Origin of the sequence: Salibacterium lacus (assembly GCF_042684865.1) — a bacterium.
GTDB lineage: Bacteria > Bacillota > Bacilli > Bacillales > Marinococcaceae > Salibacterium > Salibacterium lacus.
The window spans coordinates 1,425,151-1,437,229 of the sequence record NZ_JBHUML010000002.1 but is presented as its reverse complement, the minus strand read 5'-3'; the positions used below and the strand labels follow the sequence as shown (position 1 = coordinate 1,437,229).

At 50.1% G+C, this 12,079-nt stretch carries 15 protein-coding genes and 1 pseudogene; 9 read left to right on the top strand and 7 right to left on the bottom strand.

All coding sequences use genetic code 11. The annotated features are described in order from the left end of the window. The first annotated feature begins 18 nt into the window (after positions 1 to 18). Complete coding sequence (locus tag ACFSUB_RS08140; RefSeq protein WP_380712680.1) at positions 19 to 309, top strand: YutD family protein; 291 nt, start codon at positions 19 to 21, stop codon at positions 307 to 309. 360 nt (positions 310 to 669) lie between these two features. On the opposite strand, the gene ACFSUB_RS08135 is transcribed toward ACFSUB_RS08140, so the two are convergent. Then, positions 670 to 951: a hypothetical protein gene (locus ACFSUB_RS08135; RefSeq protein WP_380712679.1), complete on the bottom strand. Its 282-nt coding sequence runs from the start codon at positions 949 to 951 to the stop codon at positions 670 to 672. 89 nt (positions 952 to 1,040) lie between these two features. Next, complete coding sequence (gene glpX / locus ACFSUB_RS08130; protein WP_380712677.1) at positions 1,041 to 2,015, bottom strand: class II fructose-bisphosphatase; 975 nt, start codon at positions 2,013 to 2,015, stop codon at positions 1,041 to 1,043. 151 nt (positions 2,016 to 2,166) lie between these two features. Here glpX and ACFSUB_RS08125 point away from each other — a divergent pair, with 151 nt between their 5' ends. From ACFSUB_RS08125 to thrB, 5 genes are all read left to right on the top strand, one after another. Then, positions 2,167 to 2,622, top strand: a complete 456-nt coding sequence (locus tag ACFSUB_RS08125; RefSeq protein WP_380712676.1) for a DUF86 domain-containing protein — start codon at positions 2,167 to 2,169, stop codon at positions 2,620 to 2,622. Continuing rightward, positions 2,619 to 3,398 (top strand): TIGR01457 family HAD-type hydrolase, encoded by a 780-nt coding sequence (locus tag ACFSUB_RS08120; RefSeq protein WP_380712675.1) that lies wholly within the window; start codon positions 2,619 to 2,621, stop codon positions 3,396 to 3,398. The genes ACFSUB_RS08125 and ACFSUB_RS08120 overlap by 4 nt, the downstream gene beginning before the upstream one ends. Before the next feature lie 149 nt (positions 3,399 to 3,547). Then, on the top strand, positions 3,548 to 4,855 hold the full coding sequence (locus ACFSUB_RS08115; protein WP_380712674.1) for a homoserine dehydrogenase: 1,308 nt from the start codon (positions 3,548 to 3,550) through the stop codon (positions 4,853 to 4,855). Further along, complete coding sequence (gene thrC, locus ACFSUB_RS08110) at positions 4,852 to 5,922, top strand: threonine synthase (RefSeq protein WP_380712673.1); 1,071 nt, start codon at positions 4,852 to 4,854, stop codon at positions 5,920 to 5,922. Before ACFSUB_RS08115 ends, thrC begins: the two co-directional genes overlap by 4 nt. Further along, positions 5,912 to 6,841, top strand: a complete 930-nt coding sequence (thrB, locus tag ACFSUB_RS08105; RefSeq protein WP_380712672.1) for a homoserine kinase — start codon at positions 5,912 to 5,914, stop codon at positions 6,839 to 6,841. The genes thrC and thrB overlap by 11 nt, the downstream gene beginning before the upstream one ends. A gap of 78 nt (positions 6,842 to 6,919) precedes the next feature. Here thrB and ACFSUB_RS08100 read toward each other — a convergent pair whose 3' ends face one another. The 3 genes and pseudogenes from ACFSUB_RS08100 to ACFSUB_RS08090 form a co-directional block, all read right to left on the bottom strand. Continuing rightward, positions 6,920 to 7,162, bottom strand: a complete 243-nt coding sequence (locus ACFSUB_RS08100; RefSeq protein WP_170841014.1) for a NifU family protein — start codon at positions 7,160 to 7,162, stop codon at positions 6,920 to 6,922. 139 nt (positions 7,163 to 7,301) lie between these two features. Beyond that, positions 7,302 to 8,372, bottom strand: a complete 1,071-nt coding sequence (locus tag ACFSUB_RS08095; RefSeq protein WP_380713214.1) for an NAD(P)/FAD-dependent oxidoreductase — start codon at positions 8,370 to 8,372, stop codon at positions 7,302 to 7,304. A 411-nt stretch (positions 8,373 to 8,783) separates the two neighbouring features. Beyond that, positions 8,784 to 8,942, bottom strand: a pseudogene (locus tag ACFSUB_RS08090) (TetR/AcrR family transcriptional regulator); the annotation flags it as partial. A gap of 166 nt (positions 8,943 to 9,108) precedes the next feature. On the opposite strand from ACFSUB_RS08090, the gene ACFSUB_RS08085 reads away from it, so the two are divergent. The 3 genes from ACFSUB_RS08085 to dapF all read left to right on the top strand — a co-directional run bounded on the left by ACFSUB_RS08085 (position 9,109) and on the right by dapF (position 10,539). Next, positions 9,109 to 9,345: a YuzB family protein gene (locus tag ACFSUB_RS08085; protein ID WP_380712671.1), complete on the top strand. Its 237-nt coding sequence runs from the start codon at positions 9,109 to 9,111 to the stop codon at positions 9,343 to 9,345. 77 nt (positions 9,346 to 9,422) lie between these two features. After that, the gene (locus ACFSUB_RS08080) at positions 9,423 to 9,662 is read left to right on the top strand and encodes a hypothetical protein (protein ID WP_380712670.1); all 240 of its coding nucleotides are present in this window, start codon (positions 9,423 to 9,425) and stop codon (positions 9,660 to 9,662) included. A 13-nt stretch (positions 9,663 to 9,675) separates the two neighbouring features. Further along, positions 9,676 to 10,539, top strand: a complete 864-nt coding sequence (gene dapF, locus ACFSUB_RS08075; protein ID WP_380712669.1) for a diaminopimelate epimerase — start codon at positions 9,676 to 9,678, stop codon at positions 10,537 to 10,539. Between the two features lie 44 nt (positions 10,540 to 10,583). On the opposite strand, the gene ACFSUB_RS08070 is transcribed toward dapF, so the two are convergent. Next, positions 10,584 to 10,901 carry a hypothetical protein gene (locus ACFSUB_RS08070; protein WP_380712668.1) on the bottom strand — a complete coding sequence of 106 codons (318 nt, stop codon included), beginning with the start codon at positions 10,899 to 10,901 and terminating at the stop codon, positions 10,584 to 10,586. A 55-nt stretch (positions 10,902 to 10,956) separates the two neighbouring features. Further along, positions 10,957 to 12,054 (bottom strand): aminofutalosine synthase MqnE, encoded by a 1,098-nt coding sequence (gene mqnE / locus ACFSUB_RS08065; protein WP_380712667.1) that lies wholly within the window; start codon positions 12,052 to 12,054, stop codon positions 10,957 to 10,959. Between the last annotated feature and the right edge of the window lie 25 nt (positions 12,055 to 12,079).

The following is a 12,079-nucleotide window of genomic DNA, read 5'->3' as shown; positions in this document are numbered from 1 at the left end:
AAAGTGAGGTGTTAGGTTGTGATTGAAGTTCACGGCCGCAACTACGAACTTCTGGAAGAATCCAGAAACGGATGGGATGAACAGGTTTTTAAGGAGCGCTACAGCGAAGTGCTGAATAAGTACGATTATATTGTCGGAGACTGGGGGCACAATCAACTGCGCCTGCGCGGCTTTTTTGAGGATTCCCGCAAAAAAGTGTCGTACGATTTCAAAATCAGCACGCTCCAGGATTACCTTCTCGAATACTGCAACTTTGGATGCGCGTATTTCGTTTTGAAGCAGGTAAGAGAAGAGGAACAGAACGAATAAAAGAGGCTGTGTTTAAAGCCGCCTTGCTGCATTCCCGGAGCTGACCCTGTTGGTACAGCTCCTTTTTCACAGATGAAAATAATCCGGCACCTGAGTCAGGCCTGAGGCTGTTCCGAATCAAAGCACCTCCATGGACACTAACCCGCCGGACAGCATATATAGTGTCCACGGCTGGATGAAAGACAGGCAGAAGCGCTTCGTTAATATGCCGGCATGCGCTGCAGACGGGCGATGTCCCTTCCGAACACAGGGGCGGTATAAAAAGTCTCTGCCTTATTTTCATTTTATTACATAGAAAAAGGAGCTGTACCTGTTGATACAGCTCCTTTTTTGCCGGTTTTTTGTTCCGGTACTGCGTTTTTACTTCTTTTTCTGTGCATAGGAATGAACAGGGTGGCTGTTAGGATAATGCCGCGGGTTGTCGTTGTGGAGGTCTCTGTTTTCATAGGTGAATGCGCTGACTGCATGCTGTCCTTCTTTCCAGGGCGTGCTTTTTCCCGGCTTTTTCTCGATGGGGGAGCCATACGGTCCTTCCGGAAATGTTTCCGGGAGCACGGTCTCACGCGACGCTTCCACGTTGGCAAAGTCCTTATATTCCGCAGATTCATGTTGACCGCGGTTTTTTTCGTACCGGTTTGTCATGTTTTTCCCTCCTCCTTATTAAAATGCCCGGCATAAAAGCCGGGCATGAGAGGGAATATCTGTTTCAATATCCGGCGTCAGGAGACATCTTAATCCTCTTCCATGATCAAATGAGGTTTATGTTCGAGATGGTGGTGGGCTTTAATAAATCGTACGGTACGGGTTTTGGCCCGCATCACGATGGAATCCGTTTCGGTCCAGTCTCCTCCGAGAAAGCGGACGCCTTCCAGCAGTTCGCCCGAAGACACGCCGGTAGCCGCAAAAATGGCATCATCGCCTTTTACGAGATCACGAAGCTCCAGCGGTTCATCAATATCTTCAATTCCCATGTCCCGGCAGCGCTGCAGTTCCTCATCATCTTTTGGAGCGAGCCGGGCCTGCATGTCGCCTCCTAGAGCTTTAATGGCAGCTGCGGAAATGACGCCTTCCGGAGCACCTCCTGTTCCGACGAATAAATCAATACCCGTCTGCGGCAGTGCGGTGGCTATGGAAGCGCCGACGTCTCCGTCCCCGAATAATTTCACTCTGGCTCCTTTGGCACGAACACGGTCAATCAGGGGCTGATGGCGGTCCCGGTCCTGAATGATAACCGTAAGGTCGCGGACTCGTTTATTTGTCATTTTGGCTGTGATTTCAATTGTTTTTTCGATCGGATCATCAATGCGTATTAATCCGGCCGCTTTTGGGCCGACGACGATTTTTTCCATATACATATCCGGAGCGTGAAGCAGGGTTCCCCGGTCTGCCACCGCAATGACTGCCATCGCATTGGCCCGTCCGCCGGCTACGATATTGGTCCCCTCCAGAGGGTCGACGGCGATGTCAACTTCCGGTCCTTCGCCGCTTCCGACTTCTTCGCCGATATAAAGCATCGGCGCTTGGTCTTTTTCACCTTCTCCTATAACCACTGTGCCTTTGCAGCTGACAGAATCAAACATCGTCCGCATCGCAGTCGTCGCTGCATCGTCGGCTTCATTTTTTTCGCCGCGGCCGAGCCACTGGGCGGATGCAATACCTGCAGCTTCTGTCACCCGGACGATTTCAAGCGCTAATTCTCTATCCACAGTATGTCCTCCTCCATCTTTTCCAGGTAAGAATAAATCCGTCATTATCCTATCACAAAAGAGAGGTTAATGGATAATTTCTTTCATGGAAAAGGAGGGAGCGGCATGTGGTATAATACGGTGAGAACATGTCAGAAGGGAAGGTTTCGACTTGTATTTTGTAGACCGGAAAAAAATCGAAGAGATATTAGAGTACATGGAAACATTGACGACAGCATTCAAGAACCTCGACAAAGTGGACACCCATATTGAGAAACTGGCGCTGGAGAGAATGGCACAGGGCTGGGTGGAAGCCGTAACCGATGCAGGCAATCAATTGATCGACGGATTTGTGATGAGGGATCCCGGCAGTTATGAGGACATTGTGGATATTTTGGAGGACGAAAATGTGCTGCCTGAAGAAGAGGCAGCAGGCTTGAAAACCATTATAGGCTACCGGCGCACGCTGCTGCAGGATTATTACGCCATCCAGGTGCACGCCCTGCATGAAACACTGTCCCGTCATCAGCAGGCACTCGAACATTTTCCAGGCCGGGTACGTACCTTTCTTGAACAGGAACCGGGCACTGTTTCGGCTTTTCTGCCGGAGGAGGACCGCGGGCAATGAAGGAAGACAATGCATCCTATGAGGCGTATCTTTTCGATCTGGATGGAACCATCTACCGGGGTGCCGACCCAATCCCTGAGGCCGTTGATTTGGTGAACAGACTACGCGCCAAAGGCATTCCCTACGTATTCGTCACCAATAATTCAACAGCACCGCCGCGCTCGGTTGCACAGAAATTGAGAAAGATGGGGATGTCGTGCAGGGAAGACCAGGTGCTCACGACAAGCATGGCAGCTGCGTCCTACATACAATCCCGGGGACAGACCGATCCGAGTGCTTATATTATCGGAGAAGCCGGTTTGAAAGAAGCAATACAGACCGCAGGAATTGTGGAAAAAGAAAAGAGTCCTGATTACGTTGTGATGGGGATGGACCGTGAAGTGACGTACAGCAAACTGGCAGCTGCCTGTACCGCCGTCCAAAACGGTGCTTTCTTTATCAGCACCAACGCCGACAGAGCCATGCCGTCTGAACAGGGGTTTGTTCCCGGAAATGGCTCGTTAACCTCCGTTGTCAGCCTTGCTTCCGGGGTGGACCCGGTTTTTATTGGAAAGCCCGAGTGTACGATGGTGGATCAGGCCCTGCAGATGCTTGGTGTACGAAAAGAAGAGCTGCTTCTTGTAGGGGACAATTACGACACAGATATTACCGCCGGTATCCGTGCCGGCATCGCGACGCTGCATGTTGGAACCGGCGTGACGCCGGCACATGAAATTTCCTCCAAACCCGTTCTGCCTACCCACGCTGTACCCACATTGTCGGATTGGCATCTGTGACTTCCGGGCTAAAGCAAAGGTCCGTTCCGTGCTCTTGTAAAATAACGCAAAACCTTATATAATGTCCATTATAAAAAGACATTTGTTTTTGTCGTGAAAACACATTGATCGATTCAGAAATAGATAGAAGCAGCAGGAGGAGAGAGAAAATGACCCAGAAAGCGGCGGTTGGAATATTAGGTCTTGGAACCGTAGGAAGCGGAGTGATCCGGATACTTGAGGATCACCGGAAGGAACTGACGCACCAGACCGGGTGCGATATATACGCAAAAAAAATACTCGTTCAGGATGCCTCCAAGCAGCGTGATGTGAACGTGGAAGGTCTGACGTTGACTGAAAAGGCTGCAGATGTTCTGGAAGACCCGGAGATCCGCATCGTTATTGAAGTAATGGGAGGAGTGGAAGAATCCCGGGAATACATTCTTCAGTCACTCAGCAGTAAAAAACACGTCATTACCGCAAACAAAGATGTTATGGCTCTGCACGGAACAGAACTGCTTCAGGCAGCCGAAGACAACGGCTGCCGGCTGTTGTATGAGGCCAGTGTCGCCGGTGGTATTCCGGTGATACGAGGGATGACCGAAGGATTGGCTGCCGATCGGATCTCGCGGATTATGGGAATTATAAATGGTACGACCAACTATATTCTAACGAAAATGTTCCAGGATGAAAGAGACTATGAAGAAGTTCTTGCAGAGGCCCAGGATCTCGGCTTTGCAGAAAGTGATCCGACCTCGGATGTGGACGGCCTCGATGCCGCCAGAAAAATTGCGATTCTGGCAAGGCTCGGTTTTTCCATGAATGTGGAACTTGAGGATGTTGAAGTGGAAGGTATCCGCGGTGTCACGACAGAAGATATGCAGTACTGCGCCCAGCTTGGTTACAGCCTGAAACTGATCGGGCTTGCCAAGAGAGCCGAGGACCGGATTGAGCTGACTGTGCAGCCGATGCTGATTCCAAACAATCACCCTCTCGCTTCGGTCCAGGATGAATACAATGCCGTATATATTCACGGGGAAGCTGTCGGGGAAACAATGTTTTACGGACCCGGTGCCGGATCTCTGCCTACAGCGACGGCGATTGTATCGGATCTGACTGCTGTCGTGAAAAATATGATGCTTGGAGCAGAGGGGAGTACGATTTCCAAACCGCTTCATACCAAAGCCCTCCAAAACAATGAGGAAGTGGAATCAAAATACTTCATCCGCCTCCATGTGAAAGACCAGACAGGTACGTTCGACGATCTTTCCACTTTATTCAAAAACGAAAATGTCGGATTTGATAAACTCCAGCAGTGGCCGCTTGAAGAAGAGAACGGAGCGGCCTCGGAAGTGGTCATCATTACGCATCTGACCAACCGGGCTGCCTATGAACGCATTTATCAGGAACTGGAAAATATGGACGTTGTGCTTGAAGTAAAAAGCACGTACCGCGTAGAGGGAGGAAAAGTCTCATGAGCAGCTGGAAAGGTTTGCTCCATGCCTATGATGAATTACTGCCGTTGACAGAAGATACACCGAAACTGTCGCTGAATGAAGGAAACACCCCGTTAATCGGACTGGAGAATCTGTCGGAGCAATGGGGGGCCGAAATATATGTAAAAACCGAAGGAACGAATCCAACCGGGTCGTTTAAAGACCGGGGGATGGTCATGGCGGTTGCCAAAGCCAAAGAAGAAGGCAGCAAAGCTGTCATCTGCGCTTCCACCGGCAATACGTCGGCTTCAGCTGCCGCCTACGCTGCCAGAGCAGGTCTCCGCTGCATTGTCGTCATTCCCGAAGGCAAAATCGCACTTGGAAAACTCGCGCAGGCGGTGATGTACGGAGCGGAAGTATTTGAAATCCAGGGCAATTTCGATCATGCTCTTGAGATTGTCCGTTCCATCAGCGAAAAAGAAAACATTACGCTCGTAAACTCCGTCAATCCTTACCGGATTGAAGGCCAAAAAACGTCGGCCTTTGAAATCTGTGATGCACTTGGCGATGCACCGGATGTGCTTTCTATTCCGGTTGGTAATGCCGGTAACATTACCGCTTACTGGAAAGGGTTTAAAGAGTATCATGAGAGCAAAGGGACAGCCCTCCCCCAAATGCGCGGTTTTGAAGCGGAAGGGGCCGCTGCGATTGTGCAGAACCGCGTAATCGATTATCCGGAAACCGTGGCTACTGCCATCCGTATTGGTAATCCGGCAAGCTGGTCCAGTGCGGTCGAAGCAGCGGAGGAATCAAACGGATCCATCCGGTATGTTACCGATGACGAAATACTGAACGCCTACCAGCTGCTTGCGCAGAAGGAAGGTATTTTTGCCGAGCCGGCATCGTGCGCTTCCATCGCCGGGCTGAAAAAACAGCTGGAAAGCGGGGAAATCGCCCAGGGCACCAAGGTGGTGTGTGTGCTCACTGGTAACGGACTCAAAGACCCAAGCACTGCCATCGACACGGTTACCGTGAAGCCGACCGTTATTCCGAACAGCGAAGAGGCCTTTCTGGAAAAGATTAAAGGAGGTGCCGCAGGTGCAAGATGAGAAACTGGTCATTACCGTGCCGGCGAGTTCCGCGAACCTTGGGCCGGGATTTGATTCGATCGGTCTTGCTGTGGACCGCTACCTGACACTGGAAGCAGAACCGGCTCCGGAATGGCATTTCTCTTCTGATTCCGCGGAACTTCAGGATATTCCGGAGGGAAAAGAGAACTTCATTTATGTGGCAGCGGAGGAACTGGCCAGGCAGCTGGGGCTGGAGCTGCCCCCCTGCCGCGTAAAAATGACCAGTGACATTCCGCTTGCCCGCGGGCTGGGAAGCAGTGCAGCGGCTATCATCGCCGCTGTGGAACTGGCTGATCAATTAACGGGCGCTTCTCTTTCGAAAAAGGAAAAAATGAGATTTGCGAGTCTGTGGGAAGGTCATCCCGATAACGTGGGACCCTGCCTTTACGGCGGACTGCTTGTCGGGGCTCATTCCCAGGAAGCGACGGATATGGTTCATTGTGGTGTGCCGGGGGTTGATCTGGTCATGGTTATCCCTGCGGCAGAATTAATGACAAAAAAAGCGCGCGGTATTCTCCCTGAACAGGTGGAATATCATCAGGCCATCCGCGGAAGTTCCGTCAGCAATGTATTAGTTGCGGCGCTTATAAAAGGAGAATGGGAGCTCGCCGGAAAAATGATGGGGCAGGATGTATTTCACCATCCGTACCGGGCGAAACTTGTTCCGGGACTGGAAGATATCATGGAGCACGCCAAAGAGTACGGAGCATACGGCGCTGCCCTTAGCGGTGCGGGCCCGACCGTGATGTGTCTCGCTCCGCGCGGCAGCGGGGAAACAGTACGGAAACAGCTGCAACTGGATTTCCCGGATTTCGATGTACAGACAGCACAGCCCGACGGATTCGGGGCAAGCACGAAGTACGTGCAGATGAGCGGAGACAGTACGATGAGTATGTAGCCTCTGTTTCCATGCAGCGGCCGCAAAAAAGCGGGATCCGGTTTTACCGGACCCCGCTTTTTATTGTTGATGCTGTATTTAAAATACCTGCTCCAGTTCGACAACGCCTGGTACTTCTTCGAGCAGTGCACGTTCAATACCGGCTTTCAAGGTGATGGTGGAGGACGGGCAGGAACCGCATGCTCCCATCAGCCGAACTTTCACGATGCCGTCTTCTACGTCTACTAATTCAACATCCCCGCCGTCACGAAGGAGGAACGGACGGAGTTTTTCAAGAACTTCATTGACCTGTGCATACATATTGTCAGTCGTCTGCGGCATGATACAATCTCTCCTTTCTTCTACCTTTACCAATCGTAAGGCTTACTACACATTCTACTATGAAACACCCGTAAGTGGCAACCAGCACAGTTCCGGGATAACCTCTGCATCTTTTTTACTTTTTTGAAGAAGCTTTGCTTTATACGCCGGAGTGGTGTTTATACATCCACAGCACACCACTTTTAAGAAGGCGGGCCACCCGGCCGGTGAGGGCTGTTTCTCCCATGACGCCGAAGCCGTGTTTTTTACCGAGGGAGCCGAGGACTCCTTTCAGTTTAATCGGAGGAAGCCGGTTCGGGAGTTCTTCTCCTTTCCAGCGCTTTTTCAGTATGGATGCAATCTGTTCTCCCTGACCTTCGGCAAGCTGGGCGCTTGGCGCGTGAGGGAGGCTCGCACAGTCGCCTACAACATAAATATTTTCATCGTCCGGAAGGTGGTGGTGGTTGGTAAGGATGATGCGGTCTTTATCATCTTTTTCCACATCGAGATCGCGGACCACCTGATTCGGCTGGACACCGGCTGTCCAGATAATGGCATCAGAAGGCATAAACTCATTGTGGTTATAAAGCCCGTCCTTCTCTACTTTGGTGATATCGGAGTTGCTGATGACATCCACATTGTTTTTTTCAAACCAATTCTGCACATAGTTGCTGAGTCTTTTCGGGAACATCGGCAGAATGGTCTCACCCCGGTCAAACAACCGGATATACAAATCGTCGCGGCTTTCCCGGAGCTCACTGGACAGTTCCACTCCGCTGAGGCCCGCACCAACAACCGATACGACGGAGTTTGGCGGGAGGTTGTTCAATGCTTCGCTGGTACGGCGCGTTTTTTCCATGCTCTGAATGCTGTACGTGTGAACGTCAGCGCCGGGTACCCCGTGGTATTTGTCCTCGCAGCCAAGTCCGATAATCAAGTAATCATAGGAAACAGGTTCCTCGCCGAGCAGGTGAATCAGGCGGTTTTCCCTGTCGATCTTCTCTACGGTTCCAAACCGAAGAACTAACCGATCTTCTTTTGGAAACGGGACGCGGACTTCCTGGTCGGATTCTGTACCGGCGGCAAGTGCGTAGTATTCGGTTTTCATACAGTGATAAGGCAGCTTATCAATCAAAACGAGCTCCACGTCATCCGGCAGTTCGTTCGGAAGCAGTTTCTGAAGAATCCGCATTCCTCCGTAACCACCGCCTACCATAACTAACTTTTTCATCATGCGATGTCCCCTTTGCGTTAAGATACTTTGCAGACTTGCATGCACGAGCGACATTAATTGATGCAGAAATGCGTCTTTTGTTTCCTCTCTGCAGACAGCCAGAGTGTAATAAAAATGGCTGCTGATCACAAAAGCCCAGGTCTGCAGAGAAATGTCAGGCGCAATATCCTGATTTTTGATTCCTTCTTCCAATAGTTCTTCCCATTTTTGCAGAACATAAGAATCCGTTTCCAGAAGGTTCATCCAGGCGCGCCTGGTTAACTCTCTGTTCCTCTCATATTCGTCGAGAAAAAAGCTGAAATAAGCACGCAGCTTCGGAAGAAAGGGCAGTTTCCACAAGCGGTATGTATCTATGTGTTCATTCAGCTGCAGCAGGCGGTCCTCCGCAAGTGTCTGCATAATCGACTGTTTGCTGGGAAAGTGATTGAAAAAAGTTCCTTTGCCGACTTGAGCAACTTCGGTTATTTCTTGTACAGTGGTATTATCGAATCCATGACTTCGAAAGAGACCTGATGCTGCATCAAGTATTTTCCGGCGTGTCTGTTGTTTTTTTTCTGTACGTGTCATGGAGAATCAACTCCGCGTTGAAGTAAAAAATGACCCTGGTCACTTTGATTATAACGATTATAACAGAATAATACAATGCGCAATTATTTCACTCAAGCACACAGGTTGACGAATCGGTACTGCGGAGATAGGATGAATAAGAGTATCATAAAAAGGGTGAATACCAATGCTGCCAATTATAGAATTCTGCATGAGCAACCTGGCCGGCGGTGCCCACGATGCCATGGAGGAACTGGAAAAAGATCCAAGCCTCGATATCATTGAGTACGACTGCCTTGGAAACTGCTCGCAGTGTGCCATGTCCATGTACGCACTCGTAAACGGCGAGATTGTTCAAGGAGAAGACGCAGATCAGCTTGTAAGCAATGTTTATCAACATCTGGAAGACAATCCGATGTTTTAATAAGAACCGGGCTGCTTCTTAACAGACCAACTGCTGTTTGGAAGCAGCCCTGTTTGTACCACGATTGGAGGAGCCGGATGAAACCTATTCCATTTGATCAGTCATGGCCTTATGAAAAACTGGGAGAGGACATTTATATTGAAGAATGCCCCTTCTGCGGCAGCACCAGTGTTTTGACACATATGAAGGAAAAACATCTGCAGCAGGCAAAAGACAGCGTGAAAACAAGGCTTGTCATGCCCTGCTGTCACGGCCGGATGATGATCATCGAAGCGGATGATGATTATTTCTGGACGACAGAAAAGCTGCGGCAGTGAGGAGGAGAAGAGAATGAAGTTCACGAAAATGCACGGGCTCGGTAACAGCTATGTGTACGTTGATGGGTTTGAAGAAGTAGTGGAAGAAGCTGGTCTTTCCGCTCTGGCACGTGACGTTTCGGATAAGAACACCGGTATTGGTTCCGATGGTTTGATTCTCATCGGGCCGTCTGACACAGCAGACATAAAGATGAGAGTATTCAACGCGGACGGATCCGAGGCCAAAAACTGCGGCAACGGCATTCGGTGTGCGGTGAAGCTTGCTTATGAAAACGGCCGGGTGTTCTCCCCCCGTATTGAGGTAGAAACATTGGGTGGAATCATGAAAGCTGTTCTGAATGAAGGAGACACAGGCAAAAAAAGGGCTGATGTCACGGTGGATATGGGGGGGCCGCATCTCCGGAAACAGGACGTGCCAATGATAATAGCCGGAGATCCTGCTTCTGACACGGTGGAAGAGCCATTTGAAATAAGCGGCAGCACGCTTTTACTTACCACCCTGTCGATGGGAAATCCTCATGCTGTATTATTTGTGGAAGATCTGGAAAAGGCGCCGGTTGCCGAAATAGGACCGCTGCTTGAGAACCATTCCATGTTTCCAGAGAGAGCAAACATTGAATTTGTAGAAATGGTGAACGGGCGCGAAATGAATTTCCGGGTGTGGGAAAGAGGATCAGGGATAACCCAGGCCTGCGGTACAGGAGCCTGTGCTGCCGTGACAGCCGCCTGTTTGACCGGAAGAAGCAGGCAGGGAGAGGAACTGCTTGTTCATTTGGAAGGCGGAGATCTGCGGATCACCTGGGATCATGAGGGGCATGTCTGGATGAAAGGCCCCGCTGAAACGATTTGTCACGGTGATTATATTTTTTCCTCATAGAGAGAGAGGTGCTCACGCAGGATGTGAGTATCTCTTTTTTTTGTTCAAGGTATCAAATGCATAGTATCCTCCGGTGCTGCAGCTGTAAGCCGGCGGGTAATCCAGTTAATAATGACCAATTCAATCGGTGGCAACGGGATGAATTGGTCGGGAGAATAATTATAAGAGCCATTTGCATAATGAATTAGAAGGGAAGTGGTCCCTGGAAGCAGGTAACGACCAACTTTGCCGGATATCTGTCTGGAAGTGGTCGTCAGGGAGTGTCTATCGACCACTTCCAGATAGAAATACAGCTCCGATTGACTGTCAGCTTTATACAGGAACAGCGCCTGCAGGCCTGCACGGTGACCACAGCACATCATCCTGCAACGCACGTAAAAAAGATCCCTGGGGATCGTCCCCGGGATCTTTCCACACTTAATATGTTTTGATTCTGTTATAAAAGGTGTCTCGCTCTACCGGCTGTTTGTTGGCCGCTTTGATGAGGTGAATCAGTTCTTTTCTCGTCAGTCCCTGGGACGTTAATGCACCGACAGAGTGGGAGATCCGCTCTTCAATCAACGTACCGTGAATGTCGTCGGAACCGAATGTGAGCGCCATCTGGGTAAGCTGTGCGCCGATATTAATCCAGTACGCTTTAATGTGATCGAAGTTATCAAGCATCAGACGTGAAATAGCAACGGTGCGCATGTCATCATATGGGGACGTGCGCTGGTGCCATCCGGCGTCCAGTTTGCGCGGCTGCATGGCAAGTGGAATGAACACCATGAATCCGTTCGTTTTGTCCTGCAGCTGACGCAGACGATCCATGTGAATGAGCCGTTCTTCAAATGTATCAATGGAACCATAAAGCATCGTAGCATGGGTTTTCATACCAAGGTTATGGGCTGTTTCATGTGCTTCGAGCCATTCGTAGGTGGAAGCTTTTTCAGGGCTCATTTTGGCGCGGTAACGTTCGGTAAGTATTTCAGCCCCGCCGCCGGGGAGTGTATCGAGTCCTGCATTCATCAATTCCTGCAGCACTTCCCTCATGGAGAGACCGGAGATACGTGCAAAAAACTCAATTTCCGCGGCTGTGTATGCTTTGACAGCGGCTTGGGGATAATGTTTTTTCAACGCTCGTACAGTATTCAGGTAATATTCAAAGCCGACGTCTACGTTGTGGCCGCCGACGATATGGAATTCCTGGATATTGTCATTCCAGCGTTTTCCCACGTATTCAAGCAGTTCTTCTTCATGCATTGTATAGGCGCCTTCCTGCCCCGGTTTACGTTTAAACCCGCAGAATCCGCAGTTGGCTTCGCAGACGTTTGTTGGATTGATGTACATATTTTCAATAAAGTAAACGTTGTCTCCGCTCTTTTGTTTATTGACCTGATCGGCGAGCTGGCCGATGGTAAGCAGGTCCGTTGTGTTATACAGGTAAAGGCCGTCTTCAATCGATAACCTTTCTCCGGTCTGGACTTTAGCGGCGATTTCTTCCATGCGGGTGTCTTTCGTTAAGGTGACTGCCATTTTATCCTTCCTTTCCGGGTGGACG

What these genes read in the sequence shown, in the direction of transcription:
- ACFSUB_RS08135 (WP_380712679.1), bottom strand. Translation starts at nt 951, where the DNA reads ATGACAAACCGGTACGAAAAAAACCGCGGTCAACATGAATCTGCGGAA.
- ACFSUB_RS08120 (WP_380712675.1), top strand. Translation starts at nt 2,619, where the DNA reads ATGAAGGAAGACAATGCATCCTATGAGGCGTATCTTTTCGATCTGGAT.
- ACFSUB_RS08115 (WP_380712674.1), top strand. Translation starts at nt 3,548, where the DNA reads ATGACCCAGAAAGCGGCGGTTGGAATATTAGGTCTTGGAACCGTAGGA.
- thrC (WP_380712673.1), top strand. Translation starts at nt 4,852, where the DNA reads ATGAGCAGCTGGAAAGGTTTGCTCCATGCCTATGATGAATTACTGCCG.
- ACFSUB_RS08100 (WP_170841014.1), bottom strand. Translation starts at nt 7,162, where the DNA reads ATGCCGCAGACGACTGACAATATGTATGCACAGGTCAATGAAGTTCTT.
- ACFSUB_RS08095 (WP_380713214.1), bottom strand. Translation starts at nt 8,372, where the DNA reads ATGAAAAAGTTAGTTATGGTAGGCGGTGGTTACGGAGGAATGCGGATT.
- ACFSUB_RS08085 (WP_380712671.1), top strand. Translation starts at nt 9,109, where the DNA reads ATGCTGCCAATTATAGAATTCTGCATGAGCAACCTGGCCGGCGGTGCC.
- ACFSUB_RS08080 (WP_380712670.1), top strand. Translation starts at nt 9,423, where the DNA reads ATGAAACCTATTCCATTTGATCAGTCATGGCCTTATGAAAAACTGGGA.
- dapF (WP_380712669.1), top strand. Translation starts at nt 9,676, where the DNA reads ATGAAGTTCACGAAAATGCACGGGCTCGGTAACAGCTATGTGTACGTT.
- ACFSUB_RS08070 (WP_380712668.1), bottom strand. Translation starts at nt 10,901, where the DNA reads ATGATGTGCTGTGGTCACCGTGCAGGCCTGCAGGCGCTGTTCCTGTAT.
- mqnE (WP_380712667.1), bottom strand. Translation starts at nt 12,054, where the DNA reads ATGGCAGTCACCTTAACGAAAGACACCCGCATGGAAGAAATCGCCGCT.